Source organism: Streptomyces sp. NBC_01237 (genome assembly GCF_035917275.1).
Classification (GTDB): Bacteria; Actinomycetota; Actinomycetes; order Streptomycetales; family Streptomycetaceae; genus Streptomyces.
The window spans coordinates 463,423-485,293 of record NZ_CP108509.1 but is presented as its reverse complement, the minus strand read 5'-3'; the positions used below and the strand labels follow the sequence as shown (position 1 = coordinate 485,293).

22 protein-coding genes are annotated in these 21,871 nt (G+C 69.6%); 4 read left to right on the top strand and 18 right to left on the bottom strand.

Features of this window, described 5'->3' with window-relative positions; translation table 11 throughout:
• Positions 1–24: 24 nt before the first annotated feature.
• From OG251_RS38635 to OG251_RS38620, 4 genes are all read right to left on the bottom strand, one after another.
• Positions 25–1,284 (bottom strand): nucleotide sugar dehydrogenase, encoded by a 1,260-nt coding sequence (locus OG251_RS38635; protein WP_326681943.1) that lies wholly within the window; start codon positions 1,282–1,284, stop codon positions 25–27.
• Between the two features lie 73 nt (positions 1,285–1,357).
• On the bottom strand, positions 1,358–2,767 hold the full coding sequence (locus OG251_RS38630; protein ID WP_326681942.1) for an MFS transporter: 1,410 nt from the start codon (positions 2,765–2,767) through the stop codon (positions 1,358–1,360).
• On the bottom strand, positions 2,760–4,625 hold the full coding sequence (locus tag OG251_RS38625) for an NAD-dependent epimerase/dehydratase family protein (protein ID WP_326681941.1): 1,866 nt from the start codon (positions 4,623–4,625) through the stop codon (positions 2,760–2,762). The genes OG251_RS38630 and OG251_RS38625 overlap by 8 nt, the downstream gene beginning before the upstream one ends.
• A 149-nt stretch (positions 4,626–4,774) precedes the next feature.
• The gene (locus tag OG251_RS38620) at positions 4,775–5,551 is read right to left on the bottom strand and encodes a phytanoyl-CoA dioxygenase family protein (protein ID WP_326681940.1); all 777 of its coding nucleotides are present in this window, start codon (positions 5,549–5,551) and stop codon (positions 4,775–4,777) included.
• Between the two features lie 602 nt (positions 5,552–6,153).
• Between OG251_RS38620 and OG251_RS38615 the strand changes: the two genes are divergently transcribed.
• A complete protein-coding gene (locus OG251_RS38615; RefSeq protein ID WP_326681939.1) occupies positions 6,154–6,771 on the top strand; it encodes a hypothetical protein in 618 nt (205 codons plus the stop codon).
• Between the two features lie 378 nt (positions 6,772–7,149).
• On the opposite strand, the gene OG251_RS38610 is transcribed toward OG251_RS38615, so the two are convergent.
• From OG251_RS38610 to OG251_RS38585, 6 genes are all read right to left on the bottom strand, one after another.
• Entirely contained in the window at positions 7,150–9,183 is a 2,034-nt protein-coding gene (locus tag OG251_RS38610; RefSeq protein ID WP_326681938.1) for a transporter substrate-binding domain-containing protein, read from the bottom strand.
• Between the two features lie 647 nt (positions 9,184–9,830).
• Entirely contained in the window at positions 9,831–9,983 is a 153-nt protein-coding gene (locus OG251_RS38605; protein ID WP_326681937.1) for a hypothetical protein, read from the bottom strand.
• A gap of 288 nt (positions 9,984–10,271) precedes the next feature.
• Positions 10,272–10,730: a GNAT family N-acetyltransferase gene (locus OG251_RS38600; RefSeq protein WP_326681936.1), complete on the bottom strand. Its 459-nt coding sequence runs from the start codon at positions 10,728–10,730 to the stop codon at positions 10,272–10,274.
• Positions 10,731–10,998: 268 nt separating this feature from the next.
• Positions 10,999–11,727, bottom strand: coding sequence for an SMI1/KNR4 family protein (locus tag OG251_RS38595; protein WP_326681935.1), 729 nt, complete (start codon positions 11,725–11,727; stop codon positions 10,999–11,001).
• Between the two features lie 86 nt (positions 11,728–11,813).
• Complete coding sequence (locus OG251_RS38590; protein ID WP_326681934.1) at positions 11,814–12,434, bottom strand: class I SAM-dependent methyltransferase; 621 nt, start codon at positions 12,432–12,434, stop codon at positions 11,814–11,816.
• 205 nt (positions 12,435–12,639) lie between these two features.
• Positions 12,640–13,170: a hypothetical protein gene (locus OG251_RS38585; protein ID WP_326681933.1), complete on the bottom strand. Its 531-nt coding sequence runs from the start codon at positions 13,168–13,170 to the stop codon at positions 12,640–12,642.
• A gap of 66 nt (positions 13,171–13,236) precedes the next feature.
• Here OG251_RS38585 and OG251_RS38580 point away from each other — a divergent pair, with 66 nt between their 5' ends.
• Positions 13,237–13,521 (top strand): hypothetical protein, encoded by a 285-nt coding sequence (locus tag OG251_RS38580; protein ID WP_326681932.1) that lies wholly within the window; start codon positions 13,237–13,239, stop codon positions 13,519–13,521.
• Here OG251_RS38580 and OG251_RS38575 read toward each other — a convergent pair whose 3' ends face one another.
• Genes OG251_RS38575 through OG251_RS38565 form a run of 3 tightly spaced genes read right to left on the bottom strand, consistent with a single transcriptional unit; the run spans position 13,522 to position 14,791 of the window.
• A complete protein-coding gene (locus tag OG251_RS38575; RefSeq protein ID WP_326681931.1) occupies positions 13,522–14,043 on the bottom strand; it encodes a hypothetical protein in 522 nt (173 codons plus the stop codon).
• A 2-nt stretch (positions 14,044–14,045) separates the two neighbouring features.
• The gene (locus OG251_RS38570) at positions 14,046–14,645 is read right to left on the bottom strand and encodes a hypothetical protein (RefSeq protein ID WP_326681930.1); all 600 of its coding nucleotides are present in this window, start codon (positions 14,643–14,645) and stop codon (positions 14,046–14,048) included.
• Positions 14,642–14,791, bottom strand: coding sequence for a hypothetical protein (locus OG251_RS38565; RefSeq protein WP_326681929.1), 150 nt, complete (start codon positions 14,789–14,791; stop codon positions 14,642–14,644). Before OG251_RS38565 ends, OG251_RS38570 begins: the two co-directional genes overlap by 4 nt.
• Positions 14,792–15,049: 258 nt before the next feature.
• Between OG251_RS38565 and OG251_RS38560 the strand changes: the two genes are divergently transcribed.
• Both OG251_RS38560 and OG251_RS38555 read left to right on the top strand, forming a co-directional pair.
• A complete protein-coding gene (locus tag OG251_RS38560) occupies positions 15,050–15,706 on the top strand; it encodes a hypothetical protein (RefSeq protein ID WP_326681928.1) in 657 nt (218 codons plus the stop codon).
• A gap of 231 nt (positions 15,707–15,937) precedes the next feature.
• Complete coding sequence (locus tag OG251_RS38555; RefSeq protein WP_326681927.1) at positions 15,938–16,345, top strand: RidA family protein; 408 nt, start codon at positions 15,938–15,940, stop codon at positions 16,343–16,345.
• Here the strand turns inward: OG251_RS38555 and OG251_RS38550 are convergent.
• From OG251_RS38550 to OG251_RS38530, 5 genes are read right to left on the bottom strand one after another with little or no spacing between them, the layout of a single operon-like run.
• Positions 16,306–17,319: an ABC transporter ATP-binding protein gene (locus OG251_RS38550; RefSeq protein WP_326681926.1), complete on the bottom strand. Its 1,014-nt coding sequence runs from the start codon at positions 17,317–17,319 to the stop codon at positions 16,306–16,308. The two genes, OG251_RS38555 and OG251_RS38550, sit on opposite strands and share 40 nt — an antisense overlap.
• Positions 17,316–18,443: an ABC transporter ATP-binding protein gene (locus tag OG251_RS38545; protein ID WP_326681925.1), complete on the bottom strand. Its 1,128-nt coding sequence runs from the start codon at positions 18,441–18,443 to the stop codon at positions 17,316–17,318. Before OG251_RS38545 ends, OG251_RS38550 begins: the two co-directional genes overlap by 4 nt.
• Complete coding sequence (locus OG251_RS38540; protein WP_326681924.1) at positions 18,440–19,312, bottom strand: ABC transporter permease; 873 nt, start codon at positions 19,310–19,312, stop codon at positions 18,440–18,442. The genes OG251_RS38545 and OG251_RS38540 overlap by 4 nt, the downstream gene beginning before the upstream one ends.
• A complete protein-coding gene (locus OG251_RS38535; protein ID WP_326681923.1) occupies positions 19,299–20,258 on the bottom strand; it encodes an ABC transporter permease in 960 nt (319 codons plus the stop codon). Before OG251_RS38535 ends, OG251_RS38540 begins: the two co-directional genes overlap by 14 nt.
• Positions 20,255–21,817, bottom strand: a complete 1,563-nt coding sequence (locus OG251_RS38530) for an ABC transporter substrate-binding protein (RefSeq protein WP_326681922.1) — start codon at positions 21,815–21,817, stop codon at positions 20,255–20,257. The genes OG251_RS38535 and OG251_RS38530 overlap by 4 nt, the downstream gene beginning before the upstream one ends.
• Positions 21,818–21,871: the final 54 nt, after the last annotated feature.

Here is a 21,871-nt window from a genome sequence, read left to right as displayed (position 1 = left end):
TGGATGTCCGGCAGCACGGGGGTCCTACAGACGGGCGACGTGCGGCTGCGGGCGCGCGGAGCCACGGGTGTCGAGGAGCAGCGGGGCATGGCCCTCGATCTCGGCCATGTCGAACGCCTTGTGCTGCTGAAGGAGGATCGCCAGATCCGTCCGGCCCAGGGCGTCGACCAGGTCAGGGGCCTCGGGGACAGGCGTACCGTCCACTTCCCAGTCGCGTATGTAGGGGTCGTGGTAGGAGACCTCCGCGCCGAGGGTGCGGAGCCTTCTGGCGACATCGCGGGCGGAGGTCTCCCGCTGGTCGGCGATGTCCGCCTTGTAGGTGACGCCCAGCAGCAGGACGCGCGCCCCGCTGAGAGTGGTGCCGCTGCTGTCGAGGAGCTGCTGCGCCCGCTCGGCGACGTACCGGGGCATCCGCGTGTTGATCTCCTGGGCCAGCTCCACCATGCGGAAGGGATAGCCGAGCGTACGGACCTTGTGGGCCAGGTAGTTGGGGTCGATCGGGATGCAGTGTCCGCCCACCCCCGGCCCCGGCCGGAACGCCTGGTAGCCGAAGGGCTTGGTGGCGGCGCAGGAGATGGCGTCCCACAGGTCGATGCCGAGCTCGTGGGAGAAGATCGCCATCTCGTTGACCAGCGCGATGTTGACGTGCCGGTAGGTGTTCTCGATGAGCTTGGCCATCTCGGCCTCGCGGGTACCGGCGGCCTGGACGACCTGGTCGACGATCTTTCCGTAGAAGGCCGCGGCGGCGGTGGCACAGGCGGACGAGTACCCGCCGACGACCTTGGGCGTGTTGCGGATCCCGTAGACCTTGTTGCCGGGGTCGACCCGTTCCGGCGAGAAGGCCAGGTGGAAGTCGGTGCCCGCGGTGAGACCGGACTTTTCGAGGATGGGCAGAACCACCTCGTCGGTGGTTCCGGGGTAGGTGGTCGATTCGAGCACGACCAGGGTTCCGGGCCGCAACTGGCGGCTGATCATGGCGCATGCGCTCTCGACCATGGTCAGATCCGGTCCGCCGTGGGTCGACAGCGGGGTGGGCACACAGATGACGACGGTGTCCGTCTCGGCGATGACACGCTCGTCGGTGGTCGCCGTGAAGCCCTGGGCCCGCAGACCGTCCACGGTGGCATCGTCGATGTCGTCCACGTGCGAGACACCGTCGTTGAGCCGCGCGACGGTCGCCGCGTCACGGTCGAGACCGATGACGCTCAGACCGGAGCGGCCGGCTTCCACCGCGAGAGGAAGACCTACGTAACCGAGACCTATGACGACAAGGTCACTTCGCACAACGTTCCCTTTCGGAAGGGTGGAGTACTGCAGGAGGTGAGAGGTCCGGACCGGTTTGCCGAGACGGCAGCGTTCAGTCGCTGCGTGCGCGGACGGCCAGGAGAGCGACCAGAACGGTCGGCACGAGCAGGAGCGCGAAGGCAGTCGCATAGCCGTCGAGCGTCGAAGTCCCCACGGCGAGACAGGCGTTGAGCACCGCGGTGGCGAGCGCCAGGACGACGACCTGGCCGAGGTTCATATTGGTCTGCATGGCGCTGGTGGTGTGCCCCTGCCGGTGCCGGGCACTGTGCGAGAGGGACAGCACGGTGACACAGGGGTCGAGCAGGCCCATCCCGATCGCCGCCAGGGGCATGGCCGCTGCCGCGGTGAGCGGCGGCACGGCCGAGAAGCTCCCCAGCACCGCGAAGGCGACGGAGGCGGTCATGATCAGGGCGCCGGCCGTGACGAGACGGTGCCGGGCGACGTGCTGGAGCAGTTTGCCCTGCACCCAGGAGGCACCGGCCCACAACACCGCGGAGGCGGTGAACGCCACGCCGACCGCCACCGCGGCGACGTGCCGCTCGGTGATCAGCATCAACGGCACCAGTGCCTCGACGGTGAAGTAGGTGCCGGAGGTAAGACCCCGCAGCAGTACCGCGGTCGGCAGTCCCCGGGCACTGCGCCACGTACCCTTCGGCAGCAGTCTCGGTGCGAACGCCACCAGGAGCACGACGCCGACGGCGACGAACACCAGGTGGCGTACGTCCCACTCCGACACACCGTACTGGCCGAGTGCCGCGCCCAGGCTGAGCATCGCCGCGATCATGAGCGGCGGGCGCGCCGCCCGTTCCTCCGCGGGCGGAGCATCGGCGGGCTCCGAGTCCGGGCCCCCCGCCGGGGCTCCCCGCAGCACGACCACCAGGGCCAGGGCGGGCAGCGCGGTCAGGACGGCCAGACCGTAGAAGACCACACGCCAGGACCAGACCTCGGCGACCACACCGGCCAGCGGCGGCCCGACCAGCGACGGGATGACCCAGCTCGCACTCATCATCGCGAGCATCCGGGGCCGCAGGTACTCCGGGTAGGACTGGCCGATCGCGGTGGTCACCGACACCGCGACCATTCCGGCCGCCAGCCCGTCCACGAAGCGGCCGATCGCGAGCTGCCAGATCGACACGCTGGACGCCGACACCAGCAGTGTCACCACCGAGAGGACCATGCCGAGCGCCAGCGGACGGCGCGCCCCGGACCGGTCGGCCCAGTGGCCGCCCATGACCCCGCCCAACAGGCTGGCGGCCACGAAGCAGCCCGCCACCATCGGGAACAGGGACACACCGTCCAGGTCCCGGGCGGCGGTCGGCAGGGTGGGCACCACGGCCAGCGCCGCGAACCCGGTCAGGAACATCACTACGCTGAACGTCGTGGTGGCGGCGGCGTACTGCCGGGAGAAGAGACCCGGCTCCGTGGTGTTCTCCGGCCGGAGAGTCTGCTGTTCCTCAGGCATCGGTGTCCTGCCGCGGGGCGCCGGGGATGTGGTCGTGGGTGTCGCAGGCCAGCCACTGGGCCTGTGCCCGTGCCCCGTTCCGTACCGGGGCCGATGCCTGCCAGCCGGTCTCGGCCGTGATCAGGGCGGTGGACATGGGGGGCGTGTGCGGCGTACCGGCGCCGGCAGCCTGCTCCCAGGGGGTGCGCCGCGCCGTCTCCGCGGCGAGTTCGGCGAACTCGGTCTCGTCGTAACGCGCCGAGGCCACGTTGTAGACGGGGGAGCGTACGGGCCCGGCGAGGACGGCGGCGAGTGCTTCCGCCAGGTCGCGGTGGTCGACCACCTGGTGGTGGCGCCCTTCGGCCAGGACCATGGGCCGGCGCGTCCATGCCTGAAGCATCCAGGTGGCGAGCACACCGCGCAGCGGTGCGTGCGCCCCCACCTGCTCGGCGACGCGCACGATCTGCACGGGGGTGCCGGTCTCGCCGCCCCAGCGCAGGCATTCCTGCTCCTCGTCCCACCAGGCGCGGGCCTCCGCGTCGTGCGGCTGTGCGGAGAGCGAGTCCTCCGTGCGATCGCCGGTGCCCGCGCCGCGGTAGACGGCTGCCGAGCTCACATGGACGAGACGCTCGATCCCGAGCTTCTCGGCGTCGGCGAGCAGATCCGACACGCGGTGGCCGCTGTGCGGATCACCGAGGTGGACCAGGGTGCGTACGTCCCCGTCCTGTTCCGGGCCGAGCTGTCCGGCATACGCGGCGCCGCAGCCCGCGTCGGTGAGCAGCCCGGCCAGTTGCTCACCGAACGCCGGACTGCCACCGGTGACCACGACGCCCGCCGCCGGGGTGACTGGGGCAGTGGTGTCACCGCCGGCCCGGCGCGCAGCCCGGCCGGATTCGAAGGCGGCCAGGGCCAGTTCCCTGATCAGGGGAATCATGGGGAGAAGTTCGGCGCCGGTGTACTCCTCGCACAGCCCACCGGGGCCGAGGGAGTCCATCACGGCTCCGGCCGTCTCGGGGTCGGGGTCCCGCTCCGTCAGTCCGGCGACGACGGCGCCTGTCGCGAAGGCCGTGAGCCACACCTGCCGGCGCACGACGGCGGGCAGACCGGCCTCGCCCTTCGCGCCCACTGTGCCTGCATCGGCGAAGTCGCCGTCGCAGCGTTCGGCCAGGCCGATCCGGCGCAGATAGCGGTCGGTGTCCAGGTACTCCCAGCGCGCGTCGCCGCGCACCGCGCACTTGGATTCCCCGTACTGGTAGAAGGGCACTACGGAGAATGAGGCACACGTGTAGGTAGTGACGTCAACAACCTCGCTGGAGAAGAGAGTTGCCCGCCGCCACCCATGCTTGCTGTTTCCCGCGAGGCTCGGCACGTCGTCGTGGTCGACCGTGCAGGGAACGGCGAGTCTGACCGGAATGTCCAGCGTCTTGAGGTACCGCTGAATGACGACGTCGTACGGCCACCCGTCACCGTGCTCCGCGGCGAACCGGGCGTATCCCCGGGCGGCGTCGGCCGGAAGCATCAGCGCCAGCGACGGGACGTGCTCGTCGATCGCGTACGCCCAGTGTTCCCCGGTGAGGGCCCCCAGACGCACGACGCCGCTGTTCCTGCCCTCCCACCCTTCGTAGAAGGCGACAGCCTCTCCCGGAACGGCGGCGGCGGTCTTCTCCACGTACGCGAAGAATTCCTCGGCCAGGAGCACATCGTCCTGGAAGACGATGTGATGTGTCGCAGCGTCCCCGACACAGTTCCACGAGGGATTCGCGGTACGCAGCGCGGTGGGCGGGCCGGTGGGGTCCGGGTCCACGACGACGCGAACGCGCCCCTGCGAGTCCTTTGCCGCAACCTCCTCGGCTGCGGCAATTCTCCTGGGGTGGGTCATCACAGCGCCTGTCAACGTGACAGCGTTCACGGCATGCCTTTCTGGCCGTTGAGGGCCGGGCCGGCCCATCGGCCGGCCCGGCTGGGCGGAGAAGTGTCTGCGCGGTGGGCAGAGCGCGCGGGGCGCGCGGGCTGCCCCGGCCGTGCCGGTCAGTCCTCGGCCGCGTCCGGGTTACGGACCTGCCGCACGTTCTCGTTGAGGCCGTGGTCGGCGCCGCGCTCGCGTTCGAGCTGGATCATGGCGGCGGGGCGGTAGTTGAGGATGTAGGCGCGTCGCGTGCCGCCCGTGGTGTTGCCGCGCGAGTAATGCAGTGTGGTCCCGGAGTGCGCCACCGCCTCTCCCGCCCGTACGGGCACGGGCGTGGCACCCGGCTCGTCCTCGGAGCAGTCGCATTCGATGTTCTTGCCGTCGCTCGTGGGGCGGTGCGGTCGCAGTGGCTTCTGATGGGAGCCCTGGACGTACCACATGCAGCCGTTGTCGAGATCCGCGTCGTCCAGCGCCACCCAGATCGAGACGGCGCGGCGATCGGGCATGTCGACCCAGTAGGCCGCGTCCTGGTGCCAGGGCGTGGCAACGTCCGTGTGCGGGGCCTTGTGAATCATCATGTCGAAATCGAGTTCCGCGTCCGCGCCGATGAGTTCACGGGCCATCGTGAGGGCCCTGTGGTGCAACGGGAGATCGCACAGCGGCGGATAGAGCGCCGACGGCCACATGATCTGGGTGATGTTCTCCCGCACGCCCTCTTTGCGTGGAACGTGTGAGCCGAGATCGGATCTCTTGTCTCCGGATTCGATGTCACCGCTCAGGAGGCGGTCATAGATGTCCCGGTAGACCGCGAGATCGCTGGGGGAGATCACCTCCCCCAGGGCGGTGAACCCGTCATCGGAAAACTTCTCTAAAGTCCTGGAAAACACTTGCGTGGTCAAACTCAACAACTCCTTCACTGCCCCTCCGGTCCCGCTCGGCGCGACACGGAGAGAAAGCTGTCTACGGAAGAGAATCGAATCGCGAATGGCTGGTCTAGACCTTGCAGGCGAACTGGAGCCTACGAGGCGCCTCGCCCGGGGGTCAAGGCCGTTCGGTCTTCGAGATTCTTCGGAGTCCGTACGCTCAGCGACAGTTGGAGTTTCATCGATGAGTCATCGTGCCTGGTCATAGGGGGGATGGCGGCAGTTGCCGAGCTCACTGTGAGATACAACGACGTTGCCAAGGGGCCGATGGGAGTGCATGATCTCTCGGGCGACGGGCCGAGGTTGATCTCCGGGTGGACCATTGGGGATTGTCCCGAGGAGTCGGCCTCGGTACTGCGACATGGCCAATCCCTTACCCCTTCAGGCGAGTTGGGGATCGCGGTTCAGGAAACGGCATCCATGAATCCTGGGCCCGAACGGTGGGCAACGTCCGGAATTGGCCCCCCTGCGTGTCCAGAAACTGTCGCCCGCCGACGCGTCCGAGGGCCGTGATCCGGCCGCGCCGAACAGCCCAACTCGCTGCTCAGTTCCTCAAGTCGACGGCATCGGAGAATGACATGACCGAAACCCAGCGCGTACAGGCAGCCGTGCGCCGTAACCCCTACCGATACATGCTGGACGACGCCGAACTCACCGAGCTGCTGTCGGACCTCGGGCACCGTCGCGCCGAGAGCATCCTTCGGAACCACACCGCCGGCCCCGGCAAGGCGCCGCGCGGGCCCTACCCCCGCCCCGCCATGGGATTCGTCATCCTCGACCCGACGGCCGACGTGCAGGCCGGCCACGCCGACGCGGTCCTGGGTGCCATCACGGTCGGGAACCAGGCGCGCCAGTTCCTGCCGAAGGCGGCCGCCAAGGCCGCGGCCCACCGGCGCCTGGGCCGCAACAACGGGACGTCCGTCCACACCGATCCGCACCTGCTCGGCACGGGAGCCTTCCGCTACGGCCACTCCGCCGAGGTCCGCGGCCTGATCGTCGCCGCCAGTTCCCAGACCACTGACCAGGACCTGTACGAAGCCTCCCGGCTGGCCGCCGAACTCGTCGAGGAGATCGCGGCCCGTCATCGGGACTACGAGTGGCGCCGGGGTGAGACGGACTGGCTCTCGTCCGACGATCAGCCGCTGGCGCTGCACAACGAGATGATCAGCTGGTTCCCGGCCGAGGGGAGTGCCTGATCACCCTCACCGAGGCGGGTCGCTCCGTTGGCGCGTTCGCCCGCCCGCCAGGCAATCCGCAGGCCGGAGCGTCCGGTTGTGAGGGCGTGCCGCAGCCGGGGGCGGCGCCGCGGGGCGCGGGTCCGCGCCGTAGCGCGGGAGTCCGCGCCATGGCGACGGACACGGCACCCGCGTCGGGAACCCGGCGATATTCCCGCTCCATGGGATTGCGGCGAGCCGCTCCTGAACGGGGTCCTCCGTGAAGTGTGGCGGAGTTGGCTTGTTGTGGATGAAACTCGGCTCGAACTGCTCGGTGTGTTGTCCGCCGCGTCAGCGGGCGGAGCCGCTCGTGCCGTCCCCTGCCGCGCAGAGCACTGAAGGGTTTCGTGCCCAAGGGCCTTACTTGTCGCGGCACTCGATTCGCTGCTTCTCTTGCGGGGCGGTGACGTAGATATCTGTGGGCATCGCCTTGTCGATGCCCTCCTGAAGGTGACTCTCGCGCAGTTCGTCCCAGGTCTTGTCCTCGATCTGTTCTGCGATGGATTTGCACACGAGGCGGTGCAGGGCGGGGTCGTTCTTTGCCATGCCCACACCCCAGCGAGTCGTACTTCCTTTCAAGTAGTCGCGGATCACTTTGAGGTCGGGGTTACGGGTCAGGAAGCCGGAAAGGATGATTCTGTCCGTGACCACCACGTGGGTCTTCCAGGATGCGGCAGAAGCGTCCCGGTATTCTTTGAGCTCTTCCACGCAAGCCTTGTAGTCGGTTTTGCTGTCATCGAGGGTGAAGTCCTTCTCCGGAAATTCGTCCAAGATCTCTTTGGAGATCGACTCGCTCGCTGTACAGATTCTGGTTCCGTTGGGGAACTCCTCAAGGCTGTTGACCTCCTTCGTCACTATTTCGCCTCCCTCCACCATGCGGCTCTTGTCGGTGTCGCTCGGATCCTCCACTGCCAGGACTCCCTGATTGGTGGAGAGGTAGGGGCCCGCGAAGGCCACCTTGGCCTTACGGCCCGGGGTGATGCTGTAACTTCCCACGAAAATATCGACCTGCCCGTTCTGCAGCATGTCCTCCCGGCTGCGGGAACCGGCTGCAATGAATTCGATCCTGTCTCCGAATCCCAGTGCCTTCGCGATGTTCCTGGCGAACTCGATATCGAATCCGGACCACTTGTTGCCGGACTTCTCGCTCAGTCCCGGCTGGTCGGCTTTCACCCCGATTCTGATCTTTTCGTTGTTCTTCGCCTTCTGAAGTACGCCGGACTCCGGCAGGGACGCTTCGTCGGTTTCCCGCTGGGGCCCATGGGTGTCCGGCGGGACCTTCACTCCTTCGTCCCGCAGCTGGTCCCAGGCGAGCCAGCCGCCGGCCAGCAGAGCCAGGCACGTCGTGCTGATCAGCACCGTGCGCCATCCTCTGTCTCTTCGGCCGCCTGCTGATCCGGATCTGTTCGCCCGGGGATCGTCTCCACGGTTCCGGCCGCTGTTGTCGGCACCGTCGGCACTGTTGTCCTCCGACACGGCGGAAGGACCATGGGTGATGTTCGCGGTGCCGGTGCCGGTGCCGGTGCTGTCCTGGGAGGGAGTGGGGGCAGCCTCGCCAGGAATGGTCCGCGGCTCGTCGGATGCGGGCGGGGCCGGGATGCCGATCTGCTCACGGATGGCGTCCATGTGGGCGCCGTACGAGTCGAGCTGCGCGTCAGCGGCTTCGAGGAAGCGGTCGTACTCCCACGGCTGAGGAGGCGGCACCGAGTCACCGTCCCCACCAGGGGATCCGGCCGGAGTGTCCTTCCCGGTGCGCTGCTGGTAGGCGCGGCGGTGCTGCTCGGCCTGCTGAAGTGCTTCGATACGCAGGTCTTCGGCTTCTTGCTGTTCCCGGCGGGCGCGTGCCAGCCTCTCCTCGACCCGTGCGCACTGCTTCTCGGCCTCGGCCAGACGCTCCTCCGTCTCGGCCAGGCGCTGTTGATTCTCGGCCGCGCGCCGTCTGTTCTCGGCGGCGCGCTGCTGGTTGGCGGTGGTGCTGGCCTCCTGCTGGCGCAGTTGCCGACGTGCCGTGTCCCGTTCGGTCTCCAGGTTCCTGCAGCGTTGCTTGAGGTCGGCCATCGCGCTCACGAAGGCATAGATGAGCTGGGTGAGACCCTGCACCGTCGCCTGTGCCTTGATCTGACCTTGGCGTGCGTCGTCCAGACGTAGCTGGAGTTCGTTCACGGTTCCCTCGGGCGGATCGGCAGCGGATCCGGCCGCTCGGCGAGCCGCGTCGGCCTGTTCGGCGGCTTTCAACAGCTGGCGCCCGATGCCCCGTTGCCGATGCTGGTCCTGTGGAGGGACCAGTTTGGTGACGACGTTTTCCAGCAGCCACAGAGTGATGAGCTTGTGACCCTTGAGGAATTCGCTCCACTGGGCGCGTGGGTAGGGGAACAGGTCTTCCAGCTGCTGCATGGTCTGTCCGGCTACGCGCGCACGTAACCATTTCGCGAGTTCAGCGGATTCAGGTGTGTCTCCTGCCACCGGGCCGGAGCGTGGCCTCAGCCGATGCGTGGGCCGTTCTTCTTCGTGCACTCTTGCCGCCTTCGCGTCGGATCCGTCCTGGGTGTCCTTCGGCTTCGCCGCTGTGACGTGCGCGGACGTGAACGGGCGGAAATGGACATCAGATCACCAACGTGCCGTGCTCTTCTACCCGTTCGGCGAACTTGGAAGGCGGCCGCAATGCGTAAGTGCTCGAAGGGCCCTGGCACGGTCGTGATCAGCGGGCCGCCTATGGCCGCCGGATCGGTACGGCGGGGGTGGGCACGTTGCGGGTCGGCCGGGTTGCGCGACGAAGCGTGGCGGGCCGACCTGTGTGGGTGCGGTGGCCCCCTCCCCACGCGCTGGACGCGGCTGATTCAGGCCGGCCACCGTGGCGGGGGTGACCTACCCGCCGCACCGCACCGTGTCCACGGCGCGGAGGATCAGCGACTCGCGTGCCGTGTACCGGAGGGTCGGCCGGACGGCGGAGGGCCGTGACGTCGGCGGCGCGAGCGACGTGGTCCGTCGCCGTGGTCCGTGGCCGGTCGGCGGATCAGGTTCGACACCGGTTGGGTGTGGCGTTATTGGCGGGTCTCGCGCCAGGTACGGCCGAGACGGACGGCGGTGGCGCAGGTGGTGGTGGTCCGGCAGGCGGGGCAATTCATGGTGTGACCGAGCCACGCTTTGTAGGCGGTGTCCGGGTGAATGGTGGTCTTCTCGGCCTGGAGCGTCATGGGCGGTCCTTCCACCTGGACATGCGGGGGCGTCAGCACAGGATGAATCAGGCCCTGTTCGGGCGACGCGCCGGCTCATGCGGATCTACCGCCTGAGTATGGCATCACAGACAGTGACCGTCGGCCCCATGAGGTGAGGACCGGACAGGTCTGAACCACCGTCGCCGCCAGGTGTCCGCGTACGGCGGGGAATCCGTCGACCGGTCCCCGGCAGCGCACGTAGACCTCGGATCTCACTTCGGGATGAAGCCGGAACCGCTCCCGCCGATCTCCTCGGTGCGGTCCGTCTCAGACCGGCGTGTTCTGCGGCCGGCAAAGGTAGAACAGCTCGGGATCGCCCTCATCGAGGCCGTGGAGAAGGCCGACCGGGCTCCAGCCGGCTCGTTGGAGCAGTCGTTGCATCGGCTGGTTGGACACGTTGGTCGAGGTGAACAGTTTCGAGGTCGTGCACGAAGCCGCCACGGCGTCCAGCAACCGCTGGCCAACGCCCCTCCCGCGGGCTGCCGACGCCACCATCAGCATCGTGACGAAGCCCTGTTCGAAGAACGTGTACTCAACCACGCAGTAGCCGAGCAGGCCGGACGCGTCCTCCGCGACGATCACCAAGCCCTGCTCGCACCACTTGCGGATATTCGCCCGCCGCTCGGCGTCCCCCTCGACCGCGACCGAGTCGATCTCCACCAGCGCGCCCGACTCCGACTCATTTGCACGGCGCACAACGAAGTCGCCAAGGTCCACTGCGTTCATGATCCCATTGTGTCAGTCCGCGCCACCCAAGGGCTGTCCCGTCATCCCCGTCGGGCGCGCGACGACAGCTACGGCACCTCCCGGCGTTGTCGGAACGCCCGCGTACATCCCGTATGCGGACGTCCCTGAGCCTTGCGACGCACCGCATCCGACGCCGCGCGCCGATCCACCAGGGATGACGGGACAGCCCTGGCCCACCTCGGCCGGCATGGACATCAGCCCCCGATGGAAGAGGGACGGGGCCGGCCGGCAGACGGCCGGAAGTGATCTACCGGAAGTCGTTGAGCCAGTCGCCGGGGAGCAGGTCGCGCAGGCTGTCGAGGGCCGCTTCGGTACGGCCGCGGGCCAGAAGGGCTATTCCGTCGTCGCGCAGCAGCACATCGGCGCCGAGGAACCAGCGGGTGCCCTGTTCCTTCTCGCTGCTCGGACAGGGTGGGAACGGCAGCCGGGTGCAGTTCTGTTCCAGCAGGGCAAGGGTGTCGTCGTCGAAGTCGCCCAGGAAGTCGCAGAGCTCGTTGTCGGCCTGCAGAGCCTCGGAGAGCACGATCTCGATGAAGCACAGCGACAGCCGTTCCAGCCACCCCTCCCAGCGTTCGGCAGCCTTGTCGGCCAAGTCGGCCCTGATGAACACGGCGGGGTCCTCGTCCACCAGCTCGCCGAGCCGGATTCCCCAGGACGCGGCGCCCTGGTTCTCGTGCCGGAAGACCAGCGCTTCCCCGGCCTCGTCCACGTACAGCTCGGACGGGCCGAGCAGAAGGTCATGGTTGCTGGTGAGGTCACGACGACGCCCGATCAGCAGGTACGCCTCTCGAAGCGCCGACGGCAGCTGGACGCCGAGCCTTTCCTCGGCGGCCACGAGATCCGTCTCGTCCCAGCCGTCGTCATCACCGAGCGCCTTCACCCAGTCCGCGACGAATCCCCGGATGAACACCCAGGCGGCCCCGCGGTCTTCACCAGCCGTAGCGAGCGACCGCGCCATATCGAACTCATGTGTCATGCCGGGAAGATACCGGCTGAATCGATGCAGTCCTCAGGCCGGGTCGGAGCCGCTGTCCCCGATCGGGGACAGCGGCTGGAAGGGTGTCAGGGGCGTCCGGCCCAGAACAGAGCGTGCCCGCTGTCGCCTTCGGGCACGAACTCTTCCCTCTCGACGGTGAGACCGGCCCGAGTGATCCAGCTCCGGTTCGTGGCGGCGTCGGCATGGCTCCACCACATAGGGGTCCCGCCACCCAACCAGTCCTCATCGACGCCGGTCCAGGCCCGATGGCCGGTGGTGCCCAGGAACCAACCGCCGGGGCGCAGCCATCCGGCGATCTTCTCCAGCAGCGGAAGCTGTTCCTGGAGCGGGATGTGGATGAGCGCATACAGGGAGACGACCGCATCGAAGGAGGCCGGTCCGAACTCCACGGCTGTGGCGTCAGCACGGACGAATTCGGCCTGCGGCACCGACTCCCTGGCTCTGCGGATCTGTTCCCCGCTGATGTCGACGCCGGTAACACGGTAGCCCGCGGCCGTCAGGTCGCGGACGACGGGCACTCCGCTTCCGCACCCCAGGTCCAGCACCGTGCCTCCCGCCGGGAGACGACCGCACAGTTCGCTGATCCACGGCTGGTACTTCGTCTCGGCGGAGTACGCCAGGTCATAGCGGAGGGAGAGCGCGTCGTACCCGCGCCGGACGAGGTCTTTGGGATCTTCGATGTCCATGTCGGTGCACGCTAGCCCTTCGCACGGCGAGGACCGAACGGTTTCCCGACCCGCCCGGGCAGCGGTCACCTCGGTTGTCCGGGCCCGCCGCTGAGGCCCAGCAGGCACTGTCGTGCTGCCATGCCACATCGACTCGGAGGCGGGTGGGGGACCTGCCTGCATGCCCGGGGCCCGACCGCGATCACGGCGCGGTTGGCCAGATAGGTCACTCGTCCCGGTCGAACGTGATCCGGCCGGTGGCGCTGTCGCGGCCGACGACGCAAGGGCGGAGTGTCAGGCAGAACCTCTGCGCGGCCCATCCGGCGATGGCCGGAGCGAGCGTTGCCTCGGCGTAGTCGGCCTCCAAGATCTCCAGGGCCCGAACCGTGACCAGGATGTAGGGGCTGGTCTCGACGCGTTCGATGTCGCCGGACACTTCGCCCAGGCCGAATCGCAACCAGGCGACTTCGCGTTCGTTGAGTGCCGGCCGGTTACGGTAGAAGGCGTTGTCGACTTCGGAAGCGTCCAGCCAGACCCGGTTGCTGACGGGGACGCCCGTGGTCGGAGGGCCGGTCAGGTGAGTGGCCTCGGCTGCGATCCCGAGGAACAGCCCGAAACCGCCCTTCTGTACTTTGTAGCGATAGGTCCCCATGCCCCTCAGCCGTTCCGTGGGCCCGGCCGCCCGGCCGGCGGACTCGTTTTCCCGCGACAGACTCGTGGGCTCGCAGTGGACCACGATCGCGACGGGGCCGTCCACGAGGATCAGCGACGTGGGCTCGCGCCGTTCGCGGGAAACAGTTGCCCCTGATGCCTTGGAGGAGCCATGGACCTGCTCACCGTTCTCGACGAGGCGGTGGCCATGCTCAAGGCTCCTCTGGAGAGGGAAGACCGGGAGCAGGGCTGGAACGACGATCTCCGGAGAGAGATTCAGGAAGAGATCTCGGTCAGCCGTTCAGCGCTGCGCCGCCACGGGCCGGGTATGGCGCGCCATCTGAGGCCGCGCCTCGACGAGTGGATGCGGATCGAGGGCGTGCGACCGGGACGACTCCAGCGACGGGTGTCGGAAGTACAGCGACGGCTGGTGGACGCCCGCATGCCGCAGGTGTGATCAGGGGTAGCTGTCGAGGCCGGGTGAAGGGTGGGTGGCGGCCCAGGTCCAGTGCTGGTCGATGGTGCCGCGGGCCCTGCCGGTGACGGTGGTGGCCGGTGCGTCGGGGTCGTCGGCGGGGCGGGGAAGTGCCTCGGCGAGGACCGCGTGTTCGTGCTCGCGATTGTTCCAGGGCACGGTCGGGATGACATAGGCGTGGCCGGGGCGCAGAGCGGGGCCGCCGGTGGTCCGGGTGATGGTGACCGTGCCGGTCAGGTTGCCCTTGTAGGCACGGATGACGCGGACTTCGTAAAGGTCGGAGGGCACGTCCTGGATGGTCCGGGTTCCGGTGCGGCGCTCGACGGTCGCGCGGAAGACGTCGCGGGCCGCGGTGGCGACCTCCTGGTCGTCGTCCGGATCGTGGAGCGTCATCGCCTCGAAGAACGACCGTTCCGGGGTGAGGTAGGAGTACGCAGTCCAGCCGGTGGCGACGATGACCGTCAGAGCCGCTCCGGCAACGGCCACGATCCGGGTCTTCTTCATCGTCAGCCCCACAGCGCGTGATAGTTCGTACGGTCGGAGCGGGTCGGACGGCCGTCCGCCGGCTGCTCGACCAGGAGCCGCTTCATGAGAGACGCCGGCCCGGACGCCGCCTTGTGGCAGAAGCCGAGAGCGTGCCCGAGTTCATGGGCCGCGACCCTGCGCCGCCCACTCCTCGTACCGAACTTCTTCCCCTTGCCGAGGTAGGCGCTGTTCATGCGGATCCAGTCGGTGCCGGGGCCGGGGCTCCACGCGGCGCCGACGTTGAACCATGTGCCGTCGGTCGTGTTGACGTCGGACCATTCCATGTCCGCGATCCGTGATGCGTCGTCCTTCGGGAACGTCACCCGGTCGAGCCCGTCGGAGGACCACACCGTCGCGGCGAACTGCCGGGCGTCGTCGTAGCGGGTCTCGTCCTCCCACGCGATCTCGGATCCGTCGACCGAGGAATGCCCGCGTGAGTCCGTCCTCCCGCCGGTGCACCTCGTCGGCTGTGCCGCTGCCGGGGTGGCGACCGCGTGGTTGATGGTCGTCGCGAGAACCAGACAGGTGAGCGTCGCGGCCCATGGCAGGCACCGTGCCCCGGACAGCCGGCTCCGCGTCACCGGGAGGACACCCTCTCGACCGGGGTGCCGAGCCCGGCGCTGCCGCCCCCGGCACCGGCGTTCCCGCCGCCACCGAGGCAGCACCGGACAAGGACATCCGCTTCCTGGCCCGCCGTGACGACCGTGGCCCTGACCTCCGTACGCATCGTGCCCCCACTCCCAAGTCCATGAACCGGTCACGATGTTGGTACCGGGTCGGAGAGGACCGCCCCGCATGAACGCGCCGCCGTTCACCCGTCGGCGCGGTAAGTCACACCATGCGAATTCGGTCTGGGGCCGGCCGGCCCGGAGTCCCCGGGGGAGGGGCGTTCGGGGGACGGATTCAGGCTGCCCTTTCGCTGGTGCCCCTCCGGCCTCCGGACCCCGGAGGGGCACCACCTCGGTCGTGACGTAGGTTCACACGCGTGCAGATCTCATCGCAGCAGCCCCGCCCCGTCGAAGACCGGCCGGGCACGGAACCGGCCCCTGTAGCGCCGTCCCGACGAGGCAGGGGTCCGCTGTGGGCGCTCGCCGGTGCGGTTCTGGCCGCCGTCGTCTGTGGCGGGGCATTCCTGCTGGCGGGTGGTGCCTCGGACGTTCGCGAGGTGCGGTACCGGATGAGCGACAACCTCTGCGCGGACGCCGAAATGGCCGCCGTGGGCGCGCTCTTCGACCGCGGGGACGACTCCTCCCACGGGGAGCACCGCCACCGGGCGATGGATGTCGCGGAGTGCAACGACACGCTCGTCGAGAAGGGCAGCCAGGAGGCCGGGAACACGCTGACCCTGCGTCTCAAGCTGCACAGGGCCACCGACCCGCGTCCGGAATTCGAGGCCAGCGGCGAGGCCGTCGAGACCAACACGGGCCCGACGATCGTCAAGAAACGCGTCGAAGGGCTCGGCGAGCGCGCGTACTTCGGGGTCATCGACCTCAACGAGGGCGCCGTCCTCATCCTCACGGTTCTCGACGGCGGAGCCGAGTTCTCCTTCAACCTCTACGCCGATTCCACGCACACCCCCGAGCAGCTCAGGCCCTTGATGATCAAGGACATGCGGGCGCTCATGGCCGACCGCGCACGATAGGCCGCCTCCCGGACGCGAAGACGCCGTGGGAGCCGCGCGGCGCCCAGCGCGTTCAGTTCGGTCAGGCACCGTGTGCGGGGCAAGCCCACGAACGGCCTCTCGGTCACCATGAGGTTCCCCAGTCACCAATAAGTGCGTTCTTCCATGTCAGCCTCGGCTCTCCTACGGTTTCCCGGTAACCACAAGAGACCGAGCGAGCCCGCGTGCGCTCAAGGCAAGGAGAGGGACCGCATGGCCATCACCCTGGTGAACCCCGACGGGCTGCCGGAGTCCGATGTCTACCGGCAGGTGTCGGTCGGAACCGGTTCGAAGCTGGTCTTCATCGCCGGACAGGTCGCCGTTGACGCTGTCGGGGCCACGGTCGGCGAGGGCGACCTCACCGCCCAGGTCGAGCGGTGCTACCTCAACATCGCCATCGCTCTGGCCGCGGTCGGTGCTTCCTTCGAGGACGTGGCGAAGCTGACCGTCCACGTCGTCGACTGGACCCCCGACAAGATGCCCCTGTTCCTCGAAGGGGTCTCGCGGGCCGCAGCGAAGCTGGGTTTCACCCCGGTAGCGCCGGGCACGCTGCTGGGCGTCGCGGCGCTGGCCGCTCCGGACTATCTGGTCGAGGTCGAAGCCACCGCGGTCATCGGCTGATCGGGCGCTCGCCGCCCTGGTGCGGCCGGGGCGATCAGAGGCCGGTGGCATGCGACCGTCCGGTGCGGGGCGATTTCGCGCAGGGTGGGCGTCTGCGTGGCGCAGCGTGCGTCGGCGAGTGGGCAGCGGGTGCGGAAGCGGCAGCCGGAAGGCGGGTTCAGCGGGGACGGCGGGTCGGTGGGAAGCAGACCGGTGTCGCCGAGCGGACGGCCGGGTTCGGGTACGGCGGCGAGCAGGGCGGCCGTGTAGGGATGGGCCGGGGCCGCGAGGACCTCTTCGGTGGGGCCCTGTTCGCAGAGCCGGCCGAGCTGGAGCACGGCGACGTCGTCGCTGACCGCCCGCACGACGCCGAGGTCGTGGGAGATGAACAGGCTTGCCAGGCCGCGGTCCTCGGTGAGCCGGCGGAGCAGGTTCAGCACCGTGGCCTGGGCGGAGACGTCGAGGGCGGAAACGGCTTCGTCGGCGATGAGTACGCGGGGCTCGGCGGCGAGCGCCCTGGCGATGGCGACGCGCTGGGCCTGACCGCCGGAGAGCTGGCCCGGCCGACGGTCGCCGAACAGGCCGGGCGGCAGCCCCACCGCGTTCAGCTGCCGTTCGATGACGGCCGCACGGTCGCGTGCCGGGTCGGGGTGGGCGTCGAGCGGTTCCGCCACCAGGTCGCTGACCTGGCGGCGCGGGTTGAGCGAGGACAACGGGTCCTGGAAGACCATCTGCATCCGTGGACGCAGCGCGCGCAGCGCACGGGGAGTCAGGGTGGCGAGGTCGGTGCCGTCGAGGGTGACGGTTCCGGCGGTGGGCGGGGGCAGCCGCAGGAGGGCTTTGGCGATGCTGCTCTTGCCGGAGCCGGACTCGCCGACCAGGGCGAGGGTGCGGCGTTCGCGCAGTGTCAGGTCGACCTCGCTGACGGCGTGCAGTGGTCCGGAGCGGGTGCGGTGGACCACCGAGAGTCCGGTGGCGTGCAGGACGGCGGTCATGCGGCGTTCTCCGCTCTGGTCAGGGGGAAGTGGCAGGTGGCCGTGTGGCCGGGGCCGGCCGGGTGGACGGGCGGGGTGGTTGTGGAGCAGACGGCCTCGGCGCGCTCGCAGCGCGGCGCGAACGGGCAGCCGGTCGCAGGTCGGGAGAGGTCCGGTGGTGTGCCGGGGATGGCCGGCAGGGTTCGCCGCAGCGGACCGGTGACGCGGGGGACGGAGCGCAGCAGCGCGGCGGTGTAGGGGTGTGCGGGGCGCTCGGTGACGATCTCGGTCGGGCCGGTCTCGACGATCCGGCCGCCGTACATGACGGCGACTCTCCGCGCCCGGCCGTAGAGCAGGCCGATGTCGTGGGTGATGAGCAGGGTGGCGAGGCCACGCGTCTCACGGTGGCGGTCGAGCAGGTCCAGGACGGTGCGCTGGACGGTGACATCGAGTGCGGTGGTGGGTTCGTCGGCGAGCAGGAGCGCCGGGGAGCCGGCCAGGGCCGCGGCGATGCCGACGCGTTGGCGCAGACCGCCCGAGAGTTCGTGCGGGTAGGCACGGGCTCGTCGGGCCGGGTCGGGGACATCGACGGCGGCGAGGAGTTCGGCGGCCCTCTCACGGCGGGCGCGGCGGGAGAGCCGGCGACGGTTGGTGAGCGATTCGGTGACCTGGTCGGCTATCCGGACGACGGGGTTGAGCGAGGTCATCGGATCCTGGTGGACCATGGCGACGCCGGTGCCGAGGAGTTCGGAGCGCCGTACGGGGGTGGTGTCGAGCAGGTCCTCACCGTGGAGGAGCACCTGCCCGCTGGTGGTGACGATGGTGGTACGCGGGTGGACACCTAGGACGGTGCGGGCGAGGACCGACTTGCCGGAGCCGGACTCGCCGACCACACCGAGGCATTCACCGGCGTCGATGGTGAGGCTGACGCCGTGCAGGATGTGCAGTTCCCGGCCGTCGGGAGTGTGCAGGACGGTGTCGAGCGAGCGGACGTCCAGCACCGGGGCGGCGCCGGGGCCGGGATCCGGTACGGCGCGCTCTTGCGCACTCCGTACGGCGCCGGCTTCCGGACTCGGCACCGCGCTGGTTCCCGCGTTCGGTACGACGCCTGTTTCCGCGCTCGGCGCGGGGCTCGGGGCGGTCATGCGCGTACTCCCTTCGGTGCGGGCGAACGCAGCTGTTCGCCGAGGTAGTTGAGGGCCAGGACGGTGAGGCAGAGCACCGCTGCCGGGGCCAGCGAGATCCAGGGCGCGCTGCCGAGCATGGTGCGGCCCTCGGCGATGACACCGCCCCAGGACGGCTCCGGCGGACGCAGGCCGAAGCCGAGAAAGCTGAGGGAGCCCTCGGCGACGATGGCGACCGTGGTCGCGGTGAAGGCGAAGGTGAGGGAGGCCGACGCGACGTGCGGGACGATTTCGCGGCGCAGCACGCGCAGGGGCGCGGTCCCGATCATCCGGGCGGCCTGGACGAAGCCGCGCTCGCTGAGCGAGAGCACCACGGCGCGCACCACCCGGGTGAAGTGCGGAACGGTGAACAGGCCGATCAGGCCACCGATCACGGGCAGGCTGGGGCCGCGCAGCGAGACCACGATCATCACCAGGATCAGTGTGGGCACGGACATCAGGACGTCGGTGGCGAAGCCGATGGCCTTGTCGACCGGGCCGCGGAACCAGCCCGCGGCCAGGCCGAGCGCGCCACCGCCGAGCAGGCCGACAGTGATGGTGAGGGCGGCGACCGCGAAGGAGGCGCGGGCGCCGGCGACGGTGCGCTGGAGGACGTCGCGGCCGGAGGCGTCGGTGCCCAGCCAGTGGCCGGGGCCCGGCGGTGCGGAAGGGGCGGCGAAGTCTCCGTGCAGTGGGTCGAATCCGGGCAGCATCGGCATCAGCAGCGCCGCGAGCGCCACGGCGCCCAGCCAGGCGCCGGCGGCGAGCACGCCCGGCGACGGCCGTCGCCGGGCCGGACGGACGGTCGCGGTGGTGGCGGGCTTCGTCAGGGCGGTGTCAGCGGTGGCCATGGGCGATCCTCGGGTCGAGCTTGCGGTACAGCAGGTCCACCGCGAGCGTGGCGGCGACGACGGCGGCGGCGCTGACCACGGTGACGGCCTGGATGACGGGGAAGTCACGGGCGTTGATGGAGCCGGCGGCGAGGCTGCCGACGCCCGGTACCCCGAACAACGTCTCGACCAGCACGGATCCGCCGAGCGAGGTCCCGACGCCGATGCCGATCAGGGTGACCAGCGGCAGCGAGGACGGCCGCAGCGCGCGCCTCAGCATCAGCCGTGCCGTGCCCATGCCGCGGCTGCGGGCGGCGGAGATGTATGTCTGGTCGAGGGTGTCGAGCAGCTGTCCGCGCAAGGTGCGGGTGAAGACGGCGGCCTCGGTGAGGCCGAGGGTGAGCGCGGGCAGCACCAGGTGCCGCAGGTTCCCGGCCGGGTCCTCGGTGAACGGTGTCCAGCCGGTGGCGGGCAGGACACGCAGCTGGACGGCGGCGATCCAGATCAGCAGGAGGCCGAGCACGAAGCCGGGCACGGCGAGCCAGACGAAGGCACCGGCGGTGGCGATCCGGTCCACCGGGCCGCCCGGCCGCCAGGCCGAGAGCAGGGCCACCGGCACGGCGATGCAGAGTGCCACCAACTGGGCGGCGACGAAGAGTTCGAGCGTGACCGGGATCCGGTCGGCGAGCTCGGTGGTGACGGGGGTGCCGGTGCTCAGCGACTGCCCGAGGTCGCCGTGCAGGGCGGCGCCGAGCCAGCGCCAGGTCGCCGACAGCACGTTCTCGTCCAGCCCCAGCTGCGCCTCGTACGCGGTGACCTGTTCAGGTGTGGCGGTGGGCCCGAGCGCGGCGAGTGCCGGGGATCCCGGCATCAGGTGCGGCAGGGTGAGTGCCGCGAGCATGACCAGCAGCAGTACGGCGGCGGCTCGGGCCGGCGGCGCCGCCGCACCGAGGATCCGGGACGTCACTTCTTCACCCACAGGGTGGCCGGGGACACGCTGATGACGGTTCGCCGGGACACGTCGGGCAGGCCGCCGACCTCGGCCGTGGCGAGGAAACCGGCCGGGTTCTCGGTGAGGAAGAGCATCGGTGCGTCCCGGACGACCGCGTCGGCGGCCTTGCCGTAGGAGGTGCCGCGCTTGGCCGCGTCCGGCTCGGCCCGCCCGGCCCCGATCGCCCTGCTCGCCCCGGGGCTGCCGTAACCCGTGAAGTTGTAGGGCGAGTCGGCGGTGAACAGGCTGTTCAGCGCGGTGTCGGTGTCACCGAACATGCTGGTGACGAAGTCCAGCACCTGGAACTTGCGCTGGAACATCGCCGTGTTCAGGCTCGCGGTGTCCACCGGCTTGATGGTCATCTTCACCCCGGCCTCGGCGAACATCTGCTGCAGGGTGGTGGCGCGTTGCTGGCTCTCGGGACGGTTGTCGACCAGGTATTCGAAGGAGAGGTCAGAGTGACCGGCGTCCGCGAGCAGGGCACGGGCCTTCGCGGGATCGTGGGCCGGATAGCCGCTCGCGCCGGCCGCCCGGTAGGGGGAGGCGGAGCCGATCGGGCCGTTCGAGACCTGGCCCTGACCGAGGTAGACGACCTTCTCGACGGCTTCCCGGTCGACGGCGTATTGGAGGGCCCGGCGCACGCGCGGGTCGTCGAAGGGCGCGGCCTTGGTGTTGAGCAGGACGGTGGAGGTGGAGCCGGGCCCGGTGGCCGTGCGCAGACCGGCGCCGCCGGCCTGCTTGAGCTGGGCCGGGGTCTCGGTCCAGATCAGGTCCGCGTCGCCGGAGCGCAGTGACTGGTAGCGGCTGTCGGAGTCCGGAAGCACCTTGTAGACGATCTTGTCCGCGTGGCCCTTGGCACCCCAGTAGGCGGGGTTGCGTGCCACGGTGACCGAGACGCCTGGCTGGACGCTCTCCACCGTGTACGGACCGGATCCGACCGCCGGAGCCGCGCCGGTGGGGGCCTGGGAGACATAACCGAGCGAGCGGGTGAAGAGGCTGGGGAAGGCGGCGTTGGGGGCCTTGAGGGTGAAGTCGACGGTGGCGGGGCCGTTCGCTTCGAGGGTGGCGATGGTGGCGGCGTCGGCGGCGCAGGTGCAGGTGCTCTCCGGCTTGGCGAGCCGCTTCACATGGTCGACGACGGCCTGGGCGTCCAGTGGCTTGCCATCGCTGAACTTCACTCCCTCGCGCAACTTCAGGGTCCAGCCGGTGGCGTCCGCGTCAGAGGTGAACGCCTGGGCCAGATAGGGCTTCACGACGCCGTTGTCCCCGTTGACCATCAACGGGTCGTACAGCGCGTTGGCCAGGATCATCATCGGCATCGAGGTCAGCGTGCCGTCGGCCGGGTCGAGCTTGGTGAAGGGGCGGTCCAGGCCGACCTTGAGGGTGCCGCCGTCGATCGCGGGGCCGTCGGGGCCGGCGGACCCGGTGGCGCCGCCGCCGGACACGGCGTTGTCGGACGCTGTGCAGGCGCCGGCGGTCAGGGCGACGGTGAGTGCGCAGGCCGTGGCCGCGAGCAGGTGCGTGTGCCGCTTCATGTTTCCTCGGATCTTCTCGGAGCACGGAGGGGGAACAGCAGCGCGGGGCTGCCG

Excerpts from the sequence above, each read along its gene's own strand:
- OG251_RS38630 (WP_326681942.1), bottom strand. The coding sequence starts at position 2,767 with ATGCCTGAGGAACAGCAGACTCTCCGGCCGGAGAACACCACGGAGCCG.
- OG251_RS38625 (WP_326681941.1), bottom strand. The coding sequence starts at position 4,625 with ATGACCCACCCCAGGAGAATTGCCGCAGCCGAGGAGGTTGCGGCAAAG.
- OG251_RS38615 (WP_326681939.1), top strand. The coding sequence starts at position 6,154 with ATGACCGAAACCCAGCGCGTACAGGCAGCCGTGCGCCGTAACCCCTAC.
- OG251_RS38610 (WP_326681938.1), bottom strand. The coding sequence starts at position 9,183 with ATGCAGCAGCTGGAAGACCTGTTCCCCTACCCACGCGCCCAGTGGAGC.
- OG251_RS38605 (WP_326681937.1), bottom strand. The coding sequence starts at position 9,983 with ATGACGCTCCAGGCCGAGAAGACCACCATTCACCCGGACACCGCCTAC.
- OG251_RS38600 (WP_326681936.1), bottom strand. The coding sequence starts at position 10,730 with ATGAACGCAGTGGACCTTGGCGACTTCGTTGTGCGCCGTGCAAATGAG.
- OG251_RS38595 (WP_326681935.1), bottom strand. The coding sequence starts at position 11,727 with ATGACACATGAGTTCGATATGGCGCGGTCGCTCGCTACGGCTGGTGAA.
- OG251_RS38590 (WP_326681934.1), bottom strand. The coding sequence starts at position 12,434 with ATGGACATCGAAGATCCCAAAGACCTCGTCCGGCGCGGGTACGACGCG.
- OG251_RS38580 (WP_326681932.1), top strand. The coding sequence starts at position 13,237 with ATGGACCTGCTCACCGTTCTCGACGAGGCGGTGGCCATGCTCAAGGCT.
- OG251_RS38575 (WP_326681931.1), bottom strand. The coding sequence starts at position 14,043 with ATGAAGAAGACCCGGATCGTGGCCGTTGCCGGAGCGGCTCTGACGGTC.
- OG251_RS38565 (WP_326681929.1), bottom strand. The coding sequence starts at position 14,791 with ATGCGTACGGAGGTCAGGGCCACGGTCGTCACGGCGGGCCAGGAAGCG.
- OG251_RS38555 (WP_326681927.1), top strand. The coding sequence starts at position 15,938 with ATGGCCATCACCCTGGTGAACCCCGACGGGCTGCCGGAGTCCGATGTC.
- OG251_RS38550 (WP_326681926.1), bottom strand. The coding sequence starts at position 17,319 with ATGACCGCCGTCCTGCACGCCACCGGACTCTCGGTGGTCCACCGCACC.
- OG251_RS38545 (WP_326681925.1), bottom strand. The coding sequence starts at position 18,443 with ATGACCGCCCCGAGCCCCGCGCCGAGCGCGGAAACAGGCGTCGTACCG.
- OG251_RS38540 (WP_326681924.1), bottom strand. The coding sequence starts at position 19,312 with ATGGCCACCGCTGACACCGCCCTGACGAAGCCCGCCACCACCGCGACC.
- OG251_RS38530 (WP_326681922.1), bottom strand. The coding sequence starts at position 21,817 with ATGAAGCGGCACACGCACCTGCTCGCGGCCACGGCCTGCGCACTCACC.